Consider the following 20,348-nt stretch of genomic DNA (forward strand, 5'->3'; position numbering starts at 1 on the left):
TCAATAAGTTTGGTGTAATTCCCCTCCTTTTAGGAGGGGTTAGGGGAGGTGATTACTGACAAGCCTCACAGTCTGGATTGTCAATTGAACACGCCATTGGCACTGGAGCTGCTTGACCGAAGCCTTCATCTTCAGCAACCACTTCTGGTTTAACTTCCTGAGCAACTGCTGCAACAGGCGCTGCCGTTACAGTTGCAGGTTTTACTGCATTCAATACACCAGTGTTAATGGTTGATTTCTCAGCAGAAGTTGCACCTAAAGCTCGAAGGTAATACGTTGTTTTCAGACCACGTAACCAAGCCATTTTATAGGTCAAATCAAGTTTCTTACCGTTTGCACCAGAGATGTAAAGGTTTAAAGACTGCGCTTGATCGATCCATTTTTGACGACGTGATGCAGCATCCACAATCCAGCGTGGCTCAACTTCAAATGCCGTCGCGAAGATTGCTTTAAGCTCTTCAGGAATACGAGAAATCTTCTGAACCGAACCTTCAAAGTGTTTCAGATCATTCACCATCACAGAGTCCCACAGACCACGGTCTTTCAACGCACGTACTAGGTACGGGTTGATCACTGTGAATTCGCCTGATAGGTTCGATTTTACATATAAGTTTTGGAATGTTGGCTCAATCGACTGAGACACACCACAAATGTTTGAAATGGTTGCAGTCGGTGCAATGGCCATCACGTTCGAGTTACGCATACCGTCTTTTTGAACTTTGGCACGTAAAGTGTCCCAGTCCAAACGTTGAGTGCGGTCAACTTCAAACATACGCTCAGGACGTGTTTTAGCAACAAGGTCTAGTGAGTCAATTGGCAGGATACCTTGATCCCACAGTGAACCTTTAAATGTCTCATAAGTACCACGTTCAACAGCCAAATCACTTGATGTTGAAATTGCGTAGTAGCTGATCACTTCCATCGATTCATCAGCAAAGTCTACTGCTGCATCAGAACCATAAGCGAGTTGCATTTCATACAGCGCATCTTGGAAGCCCATGATACCCATACCTACTGGGCGGTGTTTCAAATTCGAGTTTTTCGCTTGTGGAACCGCATAGTAGTTAATGTCGATCACGTTATCGAGCATACGAACCGCTGTTTTAACTGTACGTGCAAGCTTTTCACGGTCTAACACACCACCTTGAACGTGTTGTACAAGGTTGATCGAACCTAAGTTACATACCGCAATTTCATCTTTGCTTGTATTTAATGTGATTTCTGTACACAAGTTAGAAGAGTGAACTACACCAACGTGTTGTTGTGGTGAACGTAAGTTACATACGTCTTTGAATGTGATCCACGGGTGACCTGTTTCAAACAACATCGACAGCATTTTGCGCCACAAATCTTTTGCACGGATTTTCTTGTGCAACATGTTTGTTTCTTTCGCAATCGCTTCGTAGTGTGCATAACGTTCAGCGAACTCTGCACCCATTAAGTCGTGTAGGTCTGGTGTTTCAGACGGCGTGAACAGTGTCCATTCAGCATCTTCAAAAACACGTTGCATAAATAAGTCAGGAACCCAGTTTGCCGTGTTCATGTCATGCGTACGGCGACGGTCATCACCGGTGTTTTTACGTAACTCTAGGAATTCTTCGATGTCCAAGTGCCAAGTTTCAAGGTATGCACAGACTGCACCTTTACGCTTACCACCTTGGTTTACTGCAACAGCAGTATCGTTCGCCACTTTAAGGAATGGAACTACACCTTGTGACTTACCGTTTGTACCTTTGATATACGAGTTCAAAGCACGAACTGGCGTCCAGTCATTACCTAAACCGCCTGCCCATTTAGATAGCATTGCGTTATCACGCATCGCGCCATAAATGTCATATAGGTCATCATCAATCGTGGTCAAGTAGCAGCTCGACAATTGAGGACGTAGCGTACCGGAGTTAAACAGGGTAGGCGTAGACGCCATGTAATCGAAGCTAGACAATAAGTTGTAGAACTCGATTGCACGTTCTTCACGGTTTGCTTCGTTGAGTGAAAGACCCATCGAAACACGCATAAAGAATAATTGTGGCAATTCGAAACGTACGCCATCTGAGTGGATGAAGTAACGGTCAAATAATGTTTGTAGACCTAAGTACGTAAATTGGTTTGAGCGTTCTGGTTGAATCGCTGCGGCCAATTTCGCAAGGTCAAAGTTGAGAAGCTCTGGTGAAAGTAGGTCTAGCTCAATACCTTTCTTCAGGAAAGTTTCTAAAGCATCGCCTTCAGCTGTGTCTTCAGACAAGCCAAGGAAAGTTAAACCAGTTGCGACCAATTCATCACGAAGTAGGCGAGCCGTCACGTAGGTATAGTTTGGTTCTTGTTCGATACGGGTACGTGTTGCCATCATCATCGTGGTTGCGATATCTGACGCTTTTACACCGTTGTAAAGGTTTTTAATGGTTTCATCGATGATCGCTTGAACATTGATGCCTTCTAAACCTTCAGCCGCTTTTGTTACAGTCGCTTCAAGCTTACGCATGTCAAGCGGTTGAAGCTGTCCATTGGCGTCAGTGATTTGTAAGGTTGGGTGATGGTTTTCACCTGCTTGTTTACGTGCATCAGCACGTTGATCGCGGTAGATGACATACGCACGAGCAACTTTCTGTTCACCTGTACGCATCAGCGCAAGTTCAACTTGGTCTTGGATTTCTTCGATGTGAATTGTACCGCCAGAAGGTAGGCGGCGACTGAACGTATTTAATACCATCTCGGTAAGTTGAGAAATACGATCGTGGATGCGGCTTGAGTCAGCACTTTGTTGGCCTTCAACAGCCAAAAATGCCTTACCAATGGCAACAGAGATTTTTTCTGCGTCAAAGCTGGCAACATCTCCAGTGCGTTTAATCACCTGAATTTGACCAGGGGTTGAATTCGATACGCTCATGCTAGCATAGCTCCATTTTGTCATCTATTTTTATGTCTATGGACCGTTTGAACTGGGCAATTTTTATGCCACAGTGTTTGAGGTTTAAACACAAGACCTAGTGGTTTAAAAATTAATTGAACACAAGATACGGGAAAATTCAGGGTAGATCAATATTGACATTTTATTAAATATTTTGATCGATCTGGTCTCGAAAAGATCTCAAAAAGATCCCTTTTTTATGATTCTTGTATTAAGCCTTATTAGACAAGGCGATAGCATAACAAAGCTCGGTTTAAGTGCTTATAGATAACATTGTGGATAAGTTCAAAACAGACGAATGAGTGAGTTATAAACTGTTCAAACAGTGACTTGGTATGAAAAATCGTCATTTTGTAAAGAAACGTTTCTTTTGCTTTGGTTGGATATACAGCAAACGCGAGAAAGCGCTCATTTGGAGGCTGAAAAAATGTATAACAAAATGCTACTTTGATGTATCAGTTTGGTGAACAAGATCTTGTTTACAATGTAAACGTGTGTATATTGCAAAATATATCAGAGCGTATCCCTTGGATTTTAAAGGATACGTTAAGTCGTCAAAATAAAGGGGCACTCCATGAGCCAAGAAGAAAAGTTACCAAAAATTTTAATCGTAGAAGACGATGAGCGCCTAGCTCGCTTAACTCAAGAGTACCTGATCCGTAATGGTCTTGAGGTTGGGGTAGAACCCGATGGTAACCGTGCCATTCGCCGTATTATTGCAGAACAACCCGATATGGTGGTGTTGGATGTGATGCTTCCAGGTGCAGATGGTTTAACCATTTGCCGTGAAGTTCGTCCACATTATCACCAACCGATTTTGATGTTGACTGCACGTACCGAAGATATGGATCAAGTGCTTGGTCTAGAAATGGGTGCAGATGACTATGTTGCAAAACCAGTTCAGCCACGTGTTTTACTTGCACGTATTCGTGCCTTATTACGTCGTACTGACAAAGCACCTGAAGATGAAGTTGCACAGCGTATCGAATTTGATGATCTGGTGATCGATAACGGTGGTCGTTCAGTGACTTTAAATGGTGAGTTGGTTGACTTTACCAGCGCTGAATATGATTTATTGTGGTTGTTGGCTTCAAATGCAGGCCGCATTCTTTCTCGCGAAGACATTTTCGAACGCTTACGTGGTATCGAATATGACGGTCAAGACCGTTCAATTGATGTGCGTATTTCGCGTATTCGTCCAAAAATTGGTGATGATCCTGAAAATCCAAAACGTATTAAAACGGTACGTAGTAAAGGCTACTTATTTGTAAAAGAAACCAATGGTCTTTAAGCCGTTTATTTGATTCGTTAAAACGGGACATTTTTAGTGTTCAAACACAGTATATTCTTGCGTATCTATGCTGGGCTGGTAGTGCTGGTCGCTATTGTTGCCCTCATGGGATATTTGCTTGTACAAATTATTAACTATCAGCGAGTGCAAGAATATCGCGAGTCTTTGACGGACGGGATTTCCTTTATTATTAGTGAAGGTGTATCCCGTCAGACCAATGCACAGCAAAAAGCAGACTGGATTTCAGATGCCTCAGATTTGCTTGAACTACCGATTAATATGATCCCAGCCGATAAAGTGGATTTGAGTCGTGCAGAATTAAAGCGGATCAGTGAGCGTAAAGCGGCTGTGCGTTATGATGCGCAAACGCAAGTGGCGTACCTGATCATTGGTCTAAAAGATGATCCGAATCATTTACTGTATATTAAAGTAGATAAAATTGGTGAGCTGCAAATGAAAGCACTCCCGATTTTTATCCTAGATTATCTGGTGTATTACCCAGGCCAAGAAGAAGAGTACTTGGAAAAAGTACAGAAACATTTCTCTTATCCTGTGCAAATTGAAGAAGTACAAAATCTGGCTTTAGAGTCGGAGCAGATTGGTCGTTTGCGTTTAGATCATAGCGTGATCTTATATCGTGATAGTGCTTCTGTGCGTGGCACCACCATTTCTATTGTGTCTCCACCTTTACCTAGTTCACCGAGCAAGGTTTTGGTATTGGGTCCTGTGCCTATTTTCAACTGGATGCCGTTTCAGCTCGCAGCAGGGATTACCTTGTTGAGCCTGTTTGTGCTGAGTTTGGGGGTGTATGGCTTGCTTGTACCGATGCAGCGTAAACTGCGTGAGGTCAATTATGGTTTAAACCGTATGAAAGCGGGTGACATGACCCTACGTTTGCCTGTCGACGGCACGGATGAAATGGCCAGTCTAGCCAATAGCTATAACAGCATGTCGGATCATATTCAGCGACTCATCGAGGCGCAGCGTGAGCTGATGCGTGCGGTATCACATGAGCTTCGTACGCCTGTTGCTCGGATTCGTTTTGGTATGGAAATGTTGGCTGAAGAAGATGATTATGAATATCGTCTTCAGCAAGTCGATATGATTGATAAAGACATTGAGGCCTTAAATACCCTCATTGATGAAATCATGACCTACGCAAAGTTAGAGCAGGGCACACCATCACTCGATATTGAAAACATTGTATTGTTTGAAGTCTTAGATCAGGTGGTGGTTGAGACGGAAGCCTTAAAAACCCAGAAAGAAATTCATTTAAATGCTCCTCCTTTAACCTTAAAAGTTGAAGCTGAACGTCGTTATTTACACCGCGTGGTGCAGAACTTGGTTGGTAATGCGGTTCGTTATGGCGACCATCAGGTACTGGTCAGTGGTGGTATTAATGACAGCGGTATGGCCTATGTTTGTGTTGAAGATGATGGGCCTGGTATTCCAGAAGACGAGCGAGAGCGCGTTTTTGAAGCCTTTGCACGTTTGGATGATAGCCGGACTCGAGCATCGGGTGGCTATGGTTTGGGTTTGTCGATTGTGAGCCGAATTGCCTATTGGTTTGGTGGTAGCGTTAAAGTGGATCAAAGCCCAAGTCTCGGTGGTGCACGTTTTACCATGACATGGCCGGCACACCACTTTAGTAAGTCTAAAAAGAAATATAGTGTCAAAGATAATACAGACTCAAAAAGTTAAGCATTAAAAAGCACCGAAATTCGGTGCTTTTTTATTTTTTCATGCTGACTTATTCTTGGATGCTAGCATCGGGAGAAATAATCTGCTTGCCTTGTTTTAGGCTTTCAAGCGCATCTGCATTAAAGTCAATCAATAACGAGTTGTTTTGCATATCTATGCCATAACGGCTAATGAGCTTTTGATCACCATTAATCGTTTCAATTTTATATTCATCCACAATATTCATAATGCCATCAAGGTTGGTGGTGGCTGAAGCTTTGTCTTGGCGAAAAAGTTCATAAATGTCGCGTAAATCAAAGATGGCATTGTTGGCATCGGGGTGTTTACGAACATAAGTTTCAACATGGCGAATAAGCAACTGGGCAAATAAAAAATAGTTAGGTTTATGGGTGAATTCCAGACTCATGTGGTGCTCCTTATTCTTTGTTGTTGGTTGTCTATATCAATAGCACAAGAAAAAGCCAAGTGCATTAATTGATTGGGGCGATTTGCAAAAAAATACAAAAAATATGAGTGACTTAATCTACTTTTGTACTTTTTAGATCAGCAAAATGCTGCGGTTGCTGAGCTGCGTTTTTTAAACTGCTGATTGTGTGATTGTTATCGGAATGAGGTTGAAAAATGGTTTATAGGCTTTGTTTGAATGTCAAAATTTGGAAAAATAATAGAATAGTAGTGTTTTATTAGATAAAACGATTGGTTTCGAAATAAAAGGGCTTTCATCGAAAAAATCTCAAAAAACGAAGAGAAATCATCCTAAAGACGAAGGTCTATAAGCTAGCAACTTACGTCAGCAATCGGGTACAATTGGCGGGATTAATTTTGTGTTTGGTGTATTTGAAGGCCAATACATACATTCTTTGTTAATAAATTAGGCCTGCCAGGAGTTATCCCCGCATGAGTGCCATTACTCCATACGATTGGGCAATTATTGCCTTCGTGATCGGCGTTACATTTCTTTGCGTCTTTATGCTCACAGTTCCTTTACTCCTTGGGGGTAAGTCATGGGGCCGTGCCAAGCAAGAGCAATTTGAGTCAGGTGTGGTAGGTGCTGGTGGAGCACGCATCCGCTTGTCTGCTAAGTTTTACTTGGTTGCAATTTTCTTTGTAGTATTTGACTTAGAAGCACTTTATCTCTACGCCTGGGCAACATCAGTGCGTGAAGTCGGTTGGTTCGGTTTTACAACTGTAGTGATTTTTGTGGTCGACTTATTGATTGCTTTGGTTTATGCAATTTCTGTAGGTGCTTTAAATTGGGCGCCGACCGATCGTCGTAAATCAGCAAGTGTGCCATCGAAAATTGGTTCAGCAAATATGAACCTTGCAGACATTACTCGCTTTAATTCTATCGAAGAGTTGGTTATGGACCCTACAGGTCAAATTCCAGCTCAATCTTCTGGTCGTGTGAAAGCAAAAACACCGGCTACATCATCTATTAAGGAGTAACTCGGGATGAAATATACATTAACCCGTGCGAATCCGGATGCTGATCAATATCCACTTCAAGAGCGTCAAATCGTAACGGATCCGCTTGAAGAAGAAGTGAATAAAAATGTGTTCATGACTCGTTTAGAGGACGTGGCACATACAGCAGTGAACTGGGGTCGTAAGAACTCAGTTTGGCCGTTTAACTTTGGTACATCTTGCTGCTACGTAGAGTATGCAACGACTTTAACTGGCGTGCATGACTTGTCGCGTTTCGGTGCCGAAGTAATCCGTGCTTCACCTCGTCAGGCTGACTTGATGATTGTTGCAGGTACATGTTTCGTTAAAATGGCTCCAGTTATTCAACGTTTATATGAACAAATGTTGGAACCGAAGTGGGTTATTTCAATGGGCGCATGTGCAAACTCTGGCGGTATGTACGATATTTATTCAGTTGTACAAGGTGTGGATAAAATCATCCCAGTCGATGTTTATATTCCAGGTTGCCCACCACGCCCAGAAGCATTAATCCAAGCATTAATGTTGTTACAAGACCAAATTCAATTAGAGCGCCGTCCACTTTCTGCCGTGATTGGTGATGATCTTAAGCCAGTGTATAAGCCAAAGATGATGCCAGAACGTGACCGTAAGAATGCTGAACGTATTGCAGTGAAAAACTTACGCTCTATGGATGAAATTAAATAATTTAAACGACAGTTGTTTTGATGCACTCGGTCTGGGTGTAGTTGTCGTTTAGGTTGAATGAATTTGTATTAAATAGGAAGCCAAGCCAATGGCTGAAACTGAAAACGCTATGCCAGAGTCAGCGCAAGTTGATTCACGCCCAGCATTTGCAATTGTAGAAGAGCTCAAAACCAAATTTGGCGAGAACTTCTATGTGCAAACGACTTTTGAAGACTTTCCAACGGTCTGGGTTGAGCGCGCGCGCGTACAAGAAGTTTTAATGTTCTTGCGTACAGTGTCACGTCCATACGTGATGTTGTTTGACTTGTCTGCGGTAGATGAACGTTTACGTACACACCGCGACGGTTTGCCTGCGTCTGACTTTACTGTGTTCTATCACTTATTATCGCTTGAGCGTAATAGTGATATTCGTATCAAAGTTGCATTGAGTGAAAATGATGTAAATCTTCCAACTGCAACCAATATTTGGCCAAATGCCAACTGGTACGAACGTGAAGCTTACGATATGTTCGGGATCAATTTCGAAGGGCATCCAATGCTCCGTCGTATTTTGTTGCCAACCTATTGGGAAGGTCACCCACTTCGTAAAGAATACTCTGCACGTGCTACGGAATATACCCCGTACATGCAAAACCAAGCTAAACAAGACTTCGAGCAGGAACACCTACGCTTTGTGCCTGAAGATTGGGGCTTAAAGCGCGGTAATAAAGACGAAGACTTCATGTTCTTGAACTTGGGTCCTAACCACCCATCTGCTCACGGTGCTTTCCGTGTAATCTTGCAGTTGGATGGTGAAGAAGTGAAAGACTGTGTGCCTGATATCGGTTATCACCACCGTGGTGTGGAAAAGATGGCTGAACGTCAAACTTGGCATTCATTCATTCCTTATACCGACCGTGTGGACTACTTAGGTGGTTGTGCGCAAAACATGCCTTATGTGATGGGTGTGGAGCAAATGGCGGGTATTACTGTACCTGACCGTGCACAATGTATCCGTGTCATGATGTCTGAATTGTTCCGTATCAATAACCACTTATTGTATATCGGTACTGCGATTCAAGATGCCGGCGGTATGACACCAGTCTTCTACATGTTTGCGGATCGTCAAAAAATCTATGACGCGATTGAAGCAATCACCGGTTACCGTATGCACCCAGCATGGTTCCGTATCGGTGGTACAGCGCATGACTTGCCAAACAACTGGCAGCATCTGATTCGTGAAATCCTAGATTGGATGCCGAAGCGTATGAATGAATACTACACCGCTGCATTACGCAACTCAGTATTTATTGGTCGTACCCGTAACGTAGCTCAATATGATGCAAAATCTGCATTGGCTTGGGGCGTGACTGGTACAGGTCTGCGTGCAACAGGTATTGATTTCGACGTTCGTAAATATCGCCCGTACAGTGGCTATGAAAACTACGACTTCGATGTGCCACTTGAGTACGAAGGAGATGCTTATGCACGTGTGATGGTTCACTTCCGTGAAATTGAAGAATCACTCAAAATCGTGAAGCAATGTTTAGACAACATGCCTTCTGGTGCATACAAAGCAGATCACCCATTGGCTGTTCCACCACCAAAAGACAAGACTTTACAAGACATTGAAACCTTGATTACGCACTTCTTAAGCGTATCTTGGGGTCCTGTAATGCCTGCAGGTGAAGCATCTGTAATGGCGGAAGTGGTCAAAGGTGCGTCGAATTACTACTTGACTTCAGACAAGTCAACGATGAGTTATCGTACCCGTATTCGTACACCGACTTTCACGCATTTACAGCAAATGCCTTCTGTGATTAACGGCAGTCTGGTATCTGACTTGATCATTTATTTAGCGACAATTGACGTCGTTATGGCTGACGTGGATCGCTAAGGGGTAAACGCATTATGATGATTTTGACTGATAAAAAGCCACGCGTGAATGTTCAAGGGATTTTGACTGCGGACGAAATCCACGAAATTGAACATCACATTGGTCACTACCCGTACCCACGCGCAGCATCTTTGGATGCTTTGAAGTGTGTACAGCGCCGTAATGGCTGGGTAGATGACGCGCAGCTAAACGCCATTGCTCAGTTATTGACAATCAGTGTTGCTGATTTGGAAGGTGTTGCAACTTTCTATAACCGTATTTACCGTCAACCCGTGGGTCGTAACGTCATTTTACTTTGTGACTCGATCGCATGCTTCTTGATGGGTGCGGAAACTTTAGCAGAAGCTTTTCAGCGCGAGTTAGGCATTCAGTTTGGTCAAACGACTGCTGATGGTCGTTTTACTTTGCTGCCGATTTGCTGCTTAGGTAACTGTGACAAAGGCCCAACCTTAATGGTGAATGAAGACACTCACGGTTTGGTTGAAGTTTCTTCAGTGAAACAGTTATTGGAGAAGTATGTATGAATACCGAACCAAAACCAATTTATGGCGAAGGTAACCCAGAAACGCATCCATTAACTTGGCGTTTGAGTAAGCAAGAGCACGTTCGTAATGCAGATGATTACGAAGCGCTTGAAGGTTACGCGGGTCTGAAAAAAGCAATCACCATGCCGCCGAAAGATGTGCTTGAAGTGATTAAAGCTGCGACCGTAAAAGGTCGTGGTGGTGCAGGCTTCCCAGCAGGGATCAAATGGTCTTTGATGGCGCCAAATGACAATTCAGGGCCACGTTACCTGATTTGTAATGCCGATGAGATGGAACCAGGGACCTTTAAAGACCGTTTGTTGATGGAAAAACTTCCTCACCAATTGATCGAAGGGATGTTGATTGCAGCGTATACGCTAGAAGCAACCCATGGTTATATCTTCATTCGTGGTGAGTACATTGAAGCAGCTGCGTACTTAAATGAAGCGCTTGAGCAAGTTCGTGCCAAAGGTTACTTGGGTGAGAACATCCTTGGAACTGGCTGGAACTTCGAGTTGCATGTGCATACGGGTGCGGGTCGTTATATCTGTGGTGAAGAAACTGCATTGATCAACTCGCTTGAAGGTCGCCGTGCAAACCCACGTACGAAACCACCATTCCCGCAAGTTGCAGGTGCTTGGGGTCGTCCTACCATTGTTAACAACGTAGAGACCTACAATAACTTACCGGCAATCATGTTGCGTGGTCCTGAATGGTATATCGGCTTATCTGCGGGTAAGTCGAAAGATCCAGGCACAAAAATTTATGGTGCATCTGGCAAGGTGAAATTCCCTGGTCTTTGGGAGCTTCCATTTGGTACAACTGCGCGTGAAGTCATTGAAGACTATGCGGGCGGTATGCGTGATGGCTTAAAGCTTAAAGCATGGTTACCGGGTGGTGCGTCTACAGACTTCTTGGCTGCTGAACACATTGATCTACCGATGGATGCTGAGAGCATCATGAAAGCAGGTTCACGTTTAGGTACGTGTTTGCTGATGGTGGTTGATGAAACGCAATGTATGGTTTCAGCGACACGTAACTTAGAAGAATTCTTTGCACGTGAGTCATGTGGTTTCTGTACGCCTTGTCGTGATGGTTTACCGTGGGCGGTGAAAGCACTGAAAGCATTGGAAGATGGTACAGGTAAGAAAGAAGATATCGATCACTTACAAGAACTTACTCGTAAGCTTTGGATTGGTAAGACTTTCTGTGCGCATGCTCCAGGTGCAATGGAACCGTTGATGGGTGCACTCAAATATTTCCGTGGCGAGTTTGAAGCAAAAGTAGTAAATGCTGCTGCGCAAACTAGCAACGTAGAACAAGCTTAAGGAATTCGACTATGGCTACAATTCATGTCGATGGCAAATCGTACGAAGTCAATGGCTCAGAGAACTTGCTGCAAGCATGTTTGTCTTTGGGTATTGATATCCCGTACTTTTGTTGGCATCCATCCTTAGGTTCTGTCGGTTCTTGCCGTCAATGTGCTGTGACTCAATACGCGAATCCTGAAGATACGCGTGGTCGTTTAGTCATGTCATGTATGACGCCTGCATCTGACAATACCTACATCTCGATTGAAGACAAAGAAGCGAAAGACTTCCGTGCGTCAATTGTTGAGTTCTTGATGACCAACCACCCACACGACTGTCCAGTCTGTGAAGAAGGTGGTCACTGCCATTTACAAGATATGACAGTGATGACTCAACACGACCGTCGTCGTTACCGTTTCACTAAACGTACACACTACAACCAAGAGCTGGGCTCATTCATTTCACATGAAATGAACCGTTGTATTGCATGTTACCGTTGTGTTCGTTACTACAACGACTATGCGGGTGGTACAGATTTTGGTGTGTATGCAAGCGCGTCACGCGTTTACTTTGGTCGTCCTGAGTCAGGCACTTTAGAGTCTGAATTTTCAGGTAACTTGACTGAAGTATGTCCTACAGGTGTATTCACCGACAAAACTCACTCAGAACGCTATAACCGTAAGTGGGACATGCAGTATGCGCCAAGCGTATGCCAAGGCTGTTCTTCGGGTTGTAATATCTCTCCGGGTGAGCGTTATGGCGAACTTCGTCGTGTCGAAAACCGTTTCAACGGTGAAGTGAACCAATACTTCCTTTGTGATAAAGGTCGTTTTGGTACAGGTTATGTGAACCGTGCAGATCGTCCACGTCAACCGCAGTTCCGTGATGGTGCTGAAGCAACTACAGTTTCTGTAGATCAGGCATTAGATACCGTGATTGCAAATATCCAAGGCAAAAAAGTTTTGGGTATTGGTTCTCCACGTGCATCACTTGAGTCGAACTTCGCGCTTCGCGAATTAGTTGGTCAAGAGAACTATTCAACAGGTATGTCTCAAAAAGAGCAAAACTTGGTTGAATTGGCTGCATCGATCATGCAAACCGAAGGTGTATATAACCCAGGTATGCGTGAAATCGAAAGCTATGATGCTGTGCTCATTTTGGGTGAAGATTTAACGCAAACTGCGCCACGTATGGCGTTGTCTGTTCGTCAAGCGGCGAAAAACAAAGCCAAAGAAATGGCTGCGGAACGTCGTACCCAAGACTGGTTAGCAGAACCGTTACAACGTATTGCTCAAGATGCGAAATCACCGATTTTCATCCTTGCGGCAACGCAAACACGCTTAGCTGATGTTGCTGCAGGTGAAGTGGTTGCTTCTCCAAACGATATCGCTCGTTTAGGTTTTGCCGTTGCTTCGGCTGTAAAAGGTGATGCAATTCTTGGTCTAGCGGATGATGCGAAAGCATTTGCTCAGAACATTGCAGATACATTGAAAGCGGCGAAGAAACCACTGATCATTTCAGGTACAAGTTTACAAGACGCATCAATCATGGAAGCTGCTGCACAAGTTGCGCAAAACCTTGGTGGAAATGCTGGCTTAAGCTTAACGGTTCCTGAAGTGAACTCTATGGGCTTAGCAATCTTCGGTGGACAAAGCTTAGAGCAAGCATTTGCACAAGATTATGACACGGTTGTGATCGTTGAAAATGATCTATTCCGTCGTTTGCCAGCGGTACAAGTTGAAGCAGCACTTTCTGGTAAAAACGTGATTGTTCTAGATCACTCTGAAACTGAAACTGTGAAGAAAGCGGATATCGTACTTTCTGCTGCGTCATTTGCTGAAGGTGATGGTACGGTTGTCTCTCAAGAAGGCCGTGCACAACGGTTCTACCAAGTGTATGACCCTAGCTACTACAAACCTGAACTGGCGATCAAAGAATCTTGGCGCTGGTTACATGCCATTGAAACCGGCGTGAAGGGCAAAGCGATTTCTTGGACCTTGCTTGACGATGTCATCGAGTCAGTTGCGAAAAACGTACCTGCACTTGCTGCGATTCAAGATGTGGCTCCAGATGCGGGCTTCCGTGTCCATGGTTTGAAAGTTGCGCGTGAACCGCGTCGTTACTCTGGTCGTACCTCTATGCGTGCACCATTGAACGTGCATGAGCCGAAACAACCGACAGATATCGACTCGGCATTAACCTTCTCTATGGAAGGTTATGTCGGGAACCAGACGCCGTCTCCACTGGTACCATTTGCATGGTCAGCAGGTTGGAACTCACCGCAAGCTTGGAATAAATTCCAAGATAACGTGGGTGGTCACTTAAAAGGTGGTGATTCGGGTGTGCGTTTATTCGATCGTTTAGCGAAGCGCCCAGCACGTACTTTCGTTGCTCCAGCGGTTGTGGTTGCAAACCCTGAAAGCTTCCGTTTAGTGCCGATGCATCACATTTTTGCTTCTGGTGAATTTACTGTGAAAACACCTGCGATGGAATCGCGTATTCCTGAAGCGGTCTTTGCAGTGGGTGAGCAAGATGCAACTCGTTTGAATGTTCAAGATGGTCAAAAAATCACTGTGAAATCAGGTGAGACTTCGATCGTACTTCCAGTTCAAGTGATTGATTATTTACCTACAGGTTATATTGGTTATCCAGTTGGTCTTGCACCTACGGTTTCACTTGCTGAGCCTGTATCAGTCGCGGTAGGAGCGTAATTCATGCAACAAGAATTAATCCGTCAAACGCCGCTTTGGGCTGAGAACTGGCCAATTGCCTACTCAGTCATTCAAGCGATTGTGATTTTACTCGTTGTAGTACTCATCGCTGCGTTGATGTCTTTTATTGAGCGTCGTTTACTGGGCTTATGGCAAGACCGTTATGGTCCGAACCGTGTAGGTCCTGGGGGAATGTTCCAGATCGTTGCTGACATGTTGAAAATCATGTTCAAAGAAGACTGGACACCAAAGTTTGCTGACAAATTGACTTTCCGTTTAGCTCCTGCTGTTGCCATGGCAACAGCGGTGATGTCGTTCATGGTTATTCCTGTATCACCATACTTAGGTGTTGCAGACATGAGCATCGGTCTATTGTTCTTTATGGCAATGGCAGGTATTGCAGTCTATGCCGTATTGTTTGGTGGTTGGTCATCAAACAACAAATATGCATTGCTTGGTGGTCTACGCTCTGCAGCTCAAACCATTTCGTATGAAGTGTTCTTGGGTATTTCATTGATGGGTGTGGTTGCAATTGCAGGCTCATTCAACATGCGTGAAATTGTAGAAGCACAAAAAGATGTATGGTTTGTCGTCCCACAGTTCTTAGGTTTCTTAATCTTCGTGGTTGCAGGTGTTGCGGTCACTCACCGTCACCCATTTGACCAACCAGAAGCAGAACAAGAATTGGCGGAAGGTTACCACGTCGAGTACGGCGGTATGAAATGGGGGATGTTCTTCGTTGCGGAATACGTCAACGTAGTTCTGATCTCTGCATTGATCGTCACGCTATTCTTCGGTGGTTGGTTAGCGCCATTTAACATCGATATTCCGTTCATTCCACCCGTATTCTGGTTCATTATCAAAACAGCATTCTTTGTGATGATGTTTGTCTTGGCTCGTGGTTCACTTATGCGTCCGCGTTATGACCAAGTGATGAACTTTGGTTGGAAGATTTGCTTACCATTAGCGTTAGTTAACTTATTAGTTACTGGCGCAGTGATTCTGTGGTAAGGGCAGGGAGAATAAAATGTATAAAATTCTAGCTGGGTTCGGGTCAATCGTACGTTCACTGTGGATGGTTTTCTCACACGTGACACGTAAACGTGACACCATTCTTTACCCAGAAGTGCCAGCCGAACAAATTGTTCCACCACGTTTCCGTGGTCGTATCGTGTTAACACGTGACCCAGATGGTGAAGAACGTTGTGTTGCGTGTAACTTATGTGCAGTTGCATGTCCTGTTGGCTGTATTTCACTACAAAAAGCAGAAAAAGAAGATGGTCGTTGGTATCCGGAGTTTTTCCGTATCAACTTCTCACGCTGTATTTTCTGCGGTATGTGTGAAGAAGCATGTCCGACGACTGCAATTCAAATGACTCCAGATTTCGAGTTGGGTGAATACGTTCGTCAAGACTTGGTATATGAGAAAGAAAACTTACTCATTTCAGGTCCTGGTAAATACCCAGACTACAACTTCTACCGTGTAACAGGTATGGCTGTAACTGGAAAAGACAAAGGTCAAGCGCAGCGTGAAAGCGCACCAGTTGATGTACGGAGCTTATTACCATGATGTGGCCATTTTATTTGATGGCACTTGTGGCCATCGTTTCTACGATTCGTGTTGTGACCAACGCGAATCCTGTACACGCTTTATTAAGCTTGATCGTGTCACTTCTTGCGGTTGCAGGCATGTTTATGATCGTAGGTGCGCCATTTGCTGGCGCGCTTGAGATCATCGTCTATGCAGGCGCGATCATGGTGTTATTCGTATTCGTAGTGATGATGTTAAACCTTGGTCAACACACCGTTGAACAAGAACGTAAATGGTTAACATCGTCTGCTTGGGCATATCCAGCACTCATGAGCTTCTTAATGGGCTTGGTGTTGGTGTGGATGCTCGGCTCTGACTACACAGTGGCTGGCCCTGTTATGGGTACCGAAGTTGTGGGTCCAAAAGCCGTTGGCCAAGCACTCTTTACTCACTATTTATTATTGGTTGAAGTTGCTGCCATGTTATTGCTTGCTGCGTTGGTTGCAGCATTCCATCTTGGCAAACGTGAACCAGGTGCAGAAGAGGACAAACAATAATGGGCAACATCCCTTTAGAACATGGTTTGATTGTTGCAACCATTCTTTTTGCACTGGGTTTTTACGGTGTGATGGTGCGACGCAATCTATTATTTATGTTAATGAGCCTTGAAATCATGATGAACGCAGCTGCGCTTGCGTTTGTTTTGGCTGGTAGTGCATGGGTACAACCAGACGGACAAATCATGTTTATTCTGATCTTAACGCTTGCTGCGGCAGAGGCTTGTATTGGTCTTGCGATCGTCCTTCAGTTCTACCATCGCTTCCATCACTTGGATGTGGATGCTGCTAGTGAGATGCGCGGATGAGTTTTTTATATTTAACAGTATTATTCCCGCTCATTGGTTTTGTCCTTTTAGCGGCAGGTCGCAACAAGCTTCCTGAAAATGTCGCTGCTATTATTGGTGTGGGGGCGGTTGGCCTTTCTGCATTGGTTGCTTTGATCGCTGGTTTAGACTTTGTTAACAATGGCAAAGTGACCTATGTTCAACATCTTTGGACATGGTTCAATGTAGGTAACCTAAGCCCAGGCATTAGCTTACATCTTGACGGTCTATCACTGCTCATGATGGGTATGGTGACGGGTGTGGGTTTCCTGATTCACATCTTTGCATCTTGGTACATGCGTGGTGAAGAAGACTTCGCGCGTTTCTTCTCTTATTTCAACCTGTTCGTTGCCAGCATGTTGCTGCTCGTATTGGGCGATAACTTAGCGTTATTGTTCTTAGGTTGGGAAGGCGTAGGTCTATGCTCTTACTTGCTGATTGGTTACTACTACCAAAACCCTGCAAATGGTTTTGCAGCAATTAAAGCATTTACCGTAACACGTGTCGGTGACGTTTTCTTACTGATCGCTTTGTTCTTAATTTACCAACAGTTCGGTACTTTAAACATTGCTGAAGTGGTTGCAGCTGCACCAACAGTGATGACACAAAGTTCATCTTTAACCATTTGGACAGCACTGATGTTGTTCTTGGGTGCTGCAGGTAAATCTGCACAGATCCCATTACAAACATGGTTGGCCGATGCAATGGCAGGTCCTACTCCTGTATCTGCATTGATCCACGCTGCAACGATGGTAACTGCAGGTGTTTACCTGTGCTGCCGTATGTACACCGTGTTTGAAATGGCCCCTGAAGTGATGATGTTTATCTCAATCACTGGTGCGGTAACGTTGTTGGTGGCTGGTTTTGCTGCATTGGTTCAAACCGACATCAAACGTATTTTGGCTTACTCAACGATGAGTCAGCTGGGTTATATGTTTATGGCTGTGGGTGCTGAAGCTTACCAAGCAGGCCTGTTCCACATGCTGACTCACGCATTCTTCAAGGCATTATTGTTCTTGTCTTCAGGTGCAGTGATTTTGGCTTACCACCACGAACAAAACATCTTCAAGATGGGCGGTTTGTTCTACAAGAACAAATTCCTATTTGCTTGTTTCGCCATTGGTGGCGGTGCATTGGCCGCGATTCCATACTTCACCGTGGGCTTCTTCTCGAAAGACGCGATCTTGGGCGCAGTTTGGGTACAAGGCGAATCAATCGCAGTATATAACTCATTGTATTGGGTGGGTGTAGCTGGTGCTTTCTTAACGTCGATTTACACATTCCGCCTCATTTGGGTTGTGTTCTTTGGTAAAGAAAATACGCCGTATCATGCGATTAAAGGCATTACCTTCTGGGGTCCTTTGGCGATTCTTGCTGTACTTTCAACTTTCGTCGGTGCGGCACTTAAAGCACCTGTGGAAAGCATTTTAAATGCAGCAAAAATTCCAGCATTTGTGATTCCTGAAGCTTTAGAACATGGCATGCATAGCGCTGAATGGACTGCTGTAGGTATTGCATTGGTTGGTTTAGTGATTGGTGTGGTCTTATTCGCGTTTGCTTATAGCGCAGTGAAAGGCTTTGCTAAAACGTCATTGGGTGCAGGTCTTGCAAACATTTGCCGTAATGCACTGGGCTTCGATGCGCTGTATGACATCGTTTTTGTGAAACCATATTTGCTTATTGCGAAGATTTTAGGTCGTGATCCAATTGATCGTTTGTGGTTAGTCTTGCCTGCACTTGTAAAAGGCGGTCACAGCTTCACAAGTTCACGTCAGACGGGTTCATTGCGTGATTACGCATCAAGCATGGCATTAGGTATCTTTGTATTGCTAATGGTCTTGATCGTCACTCAGATCGTGGGGAAATAAGATGGAAATCACAAACAACTGGATTCTACCCGCGCTGATCTTAGTTCCGTTCGTTGCTGGTTTTATTTGTTGGTTAGTCGACAAACTCGACGACAAACTGCCGCGTTATATCGCGTTAGTGGGTATGCTCATTACTTTGGGCTTAACTGTTGCCCTATGGCAGACAGGTACATTTAACTACGAACTTGGCGCGAAAGTGCCATCGTGGTCTGCTGAATTCATGTTGCCATGGATTCAGACTTTAGGCATTAACATTCACTTAGCGGTGGATGGTCTATCTCTATTAATGGTGGGCTTAACGGCACTTTTAGGTGTGTTGGCTGTCGGCTGTTCTTGGGGTGAAATTCAAAAGAATGTTGGTTTCTTCCACTTAAACCTTTTATGGTCTTTGGGTGGTGTGATCGGTGTATTCTTAGCGATTGACATGTTCTTGTTCTTCTTCTTCTGGGAGATGATGCTTGTACCTATCTACTTCTTGATCGCGCTTTGGGGTCATAAAGGGGCAGAAGGTAAATCACGTGTTTACGCTGCAACCAAATTCTTTATCTATACGCAAGTCGCTGGTCTTATTATGTTGATCGGTATCCTAGGCCTTGTGGTTTATGGTTACATGATGACGGGTATGATCGGTTTTGATTACAACTACTTATTAGCTGTAGCCAACACTTTAGACAAAGAATTACCTACCGTTGCTTATGCATTCATGCTGTGTTTATTTGTCGGTTTTGCGGTAAAACTTCCAGTTTTCCCATTACACGGCTGGTTACCAGATGCGCATGCACAAGCACCTACAGCAGGTTCGGTTGACCTTGCAGGTATCTTAATTAAGACCGCTGCATATGGTTTACTACGTTTTGTGATTCCATTCTTCCCAGCGGCTTCTGCACAGTTTGCAGACATCGCGATCATTTTCGGTTTAATCGGTATCTTCTACGGTGCTTGGTGTGCTTTCCAGCAAACCGATATGAAACGTTTACTTGCGTACACGTCAATTTCACACATGGGCTTTGTTTTACTTGCGATTTACGCAGGTAACATCTTAACCTTCCAAGGTTTGATGATCATGATGTTGGCACATGGCTTGTCATCTGCTGCATTGTTCATTATGTGTGGTCAAGTGTACGAGCGTGTTCATACACGTGATATGCGTTTGATGGGCGGTATGCGTGGTCAGTTCCCATATCTTGCATTCTTCCTCATGTTCTTCGTGGCGGCGCTTGTGGGTATTCCAGGTCTAGGTAACTTCATTGGTGAGTTCCTGATCCTGATGGGTTCTTATGCAAAATTCCCAGTGTTTACTATTCTTGCAGCAGTAAGCTTAGTATTTGCAGGTCTTTATGGCTTGATTCTGATCCACAAAGCGTTGTTTGGTACGCCAAACGAAGAACAACAGCAGCACTACAACAACCCATTGAAAGATTTAAATGTGCGTGAAGTAGTGATCTTGTTAATCTGTGCTTTCGGTCTGTTATGGCTTGGTTTGTACCCACAAAGCTTCCTTGATATTTCAAATTCAAGCATGGCGTGGTTAGCGAACAGCTACATTCCTGTACAAGAAGTAGTTGACGTTGCGAGTCAAGCAACTGTTCAACTCGAAAATGTGGAGATGCAATAAGTC

General features: G+C 44.2%; 16 protein-coding genes. 14 read left to right on the plus strand and 2 right to left on the minus strand.

Annotated features, from left to right (window positions below; genetic code table 11):
* Nucleotides 1-52 precede the first annotated feature (52 nt).
* Nucleotides 53-2,884 (minus strand): ribonucleoside-diphosphate reductase subunit alpha, encoded by a 2,832-nt coding sequence (locus tag AC4MDD_RS04150; RefSeq protein WP_491882348.1) that lies wholly within the window; start codon nt 2,882-2,884, stop codon nt 53-55.
* Between the two features lie 595 nt (nt 2,885-3,479).
* On the opposite strand from AC4MDD_RS04150, the gene bfmR reads away from it, so the two are divergent.
* Both bfmR and bfmS read left to right on the plus strand, forming a co-directional pair.
* A complete protein-coding gene (gene bfmR, locus AC4MDD_RS04155) occupies nt 3,480-4,196 on the plus strand; it encodes a response regulator transcription factor BfmR (RefSeq protein WP_004695375.1) in 717 nt (238 codons plus the stop codon).
* Between the two features lie 36 nt (nt 4,197-4,232).
* Nucleotides 4,233-5,897, plus strand: a complete 1,665-nt coding sequence (gene bfmS, locus AC4MDD_RS04160; protein ID WP_004695377.1) for a sensor histidine kinase BfmS — start codon at nt 4,233-4,235, stop codon at nt 5,895-5,897.
* A 49-nt stretch (nt 5,898-5,946) separates the two neighbouring features.
* Here the strand turns inward: bfmS and AC4MDD_RS04165 are convergent, their stop codons facing one another.
* Nucleotides 5,947-6,303 (minus strand): hypothetical protein, encoded by a 357-nt coding sequence (locus AC4MDD_RS04165; RefSeq protein WP_201702634.1) that lies wholly within the window; start codon nt 6,301-6,303, stop codon nt 5,947-5,949.
* Between the two features lie 491 nt (nt 6,304-6,794).
* On the opposite strand from AC4MDD_RS04165, the gene ndhC reads away from it, so the two are divergent.
* The 12 genes from ndhC to nuoM all read left to right on the plus strand — a co-directional run bounded on the left by ndhC (nt 6,795) and on the right by nuoM (nt 20,345).
* A complete protein-coding gene (gene ndhC / locus AC4MDD_RS04170) occupies nt 6,795-7,343 on the plus strand; it encodes an NADH-quinone oxidoreductase subunit A (RefSeq protein WP_419276568.1) in 549 nt (182 codons plus the stop codon).
* A gap of 6 nt (nt 7,344-7,349) precedes the next feature.
* Nucleotides 7,350-8,027 carry a NuoB/complex I 20 kDa subunit family protein gene (locus tag AC4MDD_RS04175; RefSeq protein WP_004695382.1) on the plus strand — a complete coding sequence of 226 codons (678 nt, stop codon included), beginning with the start codon at nt 7,350-7,352 and terminating at the stop codon, nt 8,025-8,027.
* An 88-nt stretch (nt 8,028-8,115) separates the two neighbouring features.
* Nucleotides 8,116-9,903, plus strand: coding sequence for an NADH-quinone oxidoreductase subunit C/D (gene nuoC, locus AC4MDD_RS04180; RefSeq protein ID WP_491882349.1), 1,788 nt, complete (start codon nt 8,116-8,118; stop codon nt 9,901-9,903).
* Between the two features lie 14 nt (nt 9,904-9,917).
* Nucleotides 9,918-10,427 (plus strand): NADH-quinone oxidoreductase subunit NuoE, encoded by a 510-nt coding sequence (nuoE, locus tag AC4MDD_RS04185; RefSeq protein ID WP_279688081.1) that lies wholly within the window; start codon nt 9,918-9,920, stop codon nt 10,425-10,427.
* Complete coding sequence (gene nuoF / locus AC4MDD_RS04190) at nt 10,424-11,755, plus strand: NADH-quinone oxidoreductase subunit NuoF (RefSeq protein WP_005400342.1); 1,332 nt, start codon at nt 10,424-10,426, stop codon at nt 11,753-11,755. The genes nuoE and nuoF overlap by 4 nt, the downstream gene beginning before the upstream one ends.
* An 11-nt stretch (nt 11,756-11,766) precedes the next feature.
* Nucleotides 11,767-14,448 (plus strand): NADH-quinone oxidoreductase subunit NuoG, encoded by a 2,682-nt coding sequence (gene nuoG / locus AC4MDD_RS04195; protein WP_490747464.1) that lies wholly within the window; start codon nt 11,767-11,769, stop codon nt 14,446-14,448.
* 3 nt (nt 14,449-14,451) lie between these two features.
* Nucleotides 14,452-15,459, plus strand: coding sequence for an NADH-quinone oxidoreductase subunit NuoH (nuoH, locus tag AC4MDD_RS04200; RefSeq protein ID WP_490747465.1), 1,008 nt, complete (start codon nt 14,452-14,454; stop codon nt 15,457-15,459).
* A 16-nt stretch (nt 15,460-15,475) separates the two neighbouring features.
* Nucleotides 15,476-16,018, plus strand: a complete 543-nt coding sequence (gene nuoI, locus AC4MDD_RS04205; RefSeq protein ID WP_004651038.1) for an NADH-quinone oxidoreductase subunit NuoI — start codon at nt 15,476-15,478, stop codon at nt 16,016-16,018.
* The gene (gene nuoJ / locus AC4MDD_RS04210; RefSeq protein WP_171054232.1) at nt 16,018-16,536 is read left to right on the plus strand and encodes an NADH-quinone oxidoreductase subunit J; all 519 of its coding nucleotides are present in this window, start codon (nt 16,018-16,020) and stop codon (nt 16,534-16,536) included. Before nuoI ends, nuoJ begins: the two co-directional genes overlap by 1 nt.
* On the plus strand, nt 16,536-16,844 hold the full coding sequence (nuoK, locus tag AC4MDD_RS04215; RefSeq protein ID WP_004695395.1) for an NADH-quinone oxidoreductase subunit NuoK: 309 nt from the start codon (nt 16,536-16,538) through the stop codon (nt 16,842-16,844). Before nuoJ ends, nuoK begins: the two co-directional genes overlap by 1 nt.
* Nucleotides 16,841-18,730 carry an NADH-quinone oxidoreductase subunit L gene (gene nuoL, locus AC4MDD_RS04220; protein ID WP_005400345.1) on the plus strand — a complete coding sequence of 630 codons (1,890 nt, stop codon included), beginning with the start codon at nt 16,841-16,843 and terminating at the stop codon, nt 18,728-18,730. The genes nuoK and nuoL overlap by 4 nt, the downstream gene beginning before the upstream one ends.
* A gap of 7 nt (nt 18,731-18,737) precedes the next feature.
* Nucleotides 18,738-20,345 (plus strand): NADH-quinone oxidoreductase subunit M, encoded by a 1,608-nt coding sequence (gene nuoM, locus AC4MDD_RS04225; RefSeq protein ID WP_491882596.1) that lies wholly within the window; start codon nt 18,738-18,740, stop codon nt 20,343-20,345.
* Nucleotides 20,346-20,348: the final 3 nt, after the last annotated feature.

It is taken from the genome of Acinetobacter sp. CAU_H_29a_1 (assembly GCF_058599505.1).

What these genes read in the sequence shown, in the direction of transcription:
- AC4MDD_RS04150 (WP_491882348.1), bottom strand. Translation starts at nt 2,884, where the DNA reads ATGAGCGTATCGAATTCAACCCCTGGTCAAATTCAGGTGATTAAACGC.
- bfmR (WP_004695375.1), top strand. Translation starts at nt 3,480, where the DNA reads ATGAGCCAAGAAGAAAAGTTACCAAAAATTTTAATCGTAGAAGACGAT.
- AC4MDD_RS04165 (WP_201702634.1), bottom strand. Translation starts at nt 6,303, where the DNA reads ATGAGTCTGGAATTCACCCATAAACCTAACTATTTTTTATTTGCCCAG.
- ndhC (WP_419276568.1), top strand. Translation starts at nt 6,795, where the DNA reads ATGAGTGCCATTACTCCATACGATTGGGCAATTATTGCCTTCGTGATC.
- AC4MDD_RS04175 (WP_004695382.1), top strand. Translation starts at nt 7,350, where the DNA reads ATGAAATATACATTAACCCGTGCGAATCCGGATGCTGATCAATATCCA.
- nuoC (WP_491882349.1), top strand. Translation starts at nt 8,116, where the DNA reads ATGGCTGAAACTGAAAACGCTATGCCAGAGTCAGCGCAAGTTGATTCA.
- nuoE (WP_279688081.1), top strand. Translation starts at nt 9,918, where the DNA reads ATGATGATTTTGACTGATAAAAAGCCACGCGTGAATGTTCAAGGGATT.
- nuoF (WP_005400342.1), top strand. Translation starts at nt 10,424, where the DNA reads ATGAATACCGAACCAAAACCAATTTATGGCGAAGGTAACCCAGAAACG.
- nuoG (WP_490747464.1), top strand. Translation starts at nt 11,767, where the DNA reads ATGGCTACAATTCATGTCGATGGCAAATCGTACGAAGTCAATGGCTCA.
- nuoH (WP_490747465.1), top strand. Translation starts at nt 14,452, where the DNA reads ATGCAACAAGAATTAATCCGTCAAACGCCGCTTTGGGCTGAGAACTGG.
- nuoI (WP_004651038.1), top strand. Translation starts at nt 15,476, where the DNA reads ATGTATAAAATTCTAGCTGGGTTCGGGTCAATCGTACGTTCACTGTGG.
- nuoJ (WP_171054232.1), top strand. Translation starts at nt 16,018, where the DNA reads ATGTGGCCATTTTATTTGATGGCACTTGTGGCCATCGTTTCTACGATT.
- nuoK (WP_004695395.1), top strand. Translation starts at nt 16,536, where the DNA reads ATGGGCAACATCCCTTTAGAACATGGTTTGATTGTTGCAACCATTCTT.
- nuoL (WP_005400345.1), top strand. Translation starts at nt 16,841, where the DNA reads ATGAGTTTTTTATATTTAACAGTATTATTCCCGCTCATTGGTTTTGTC.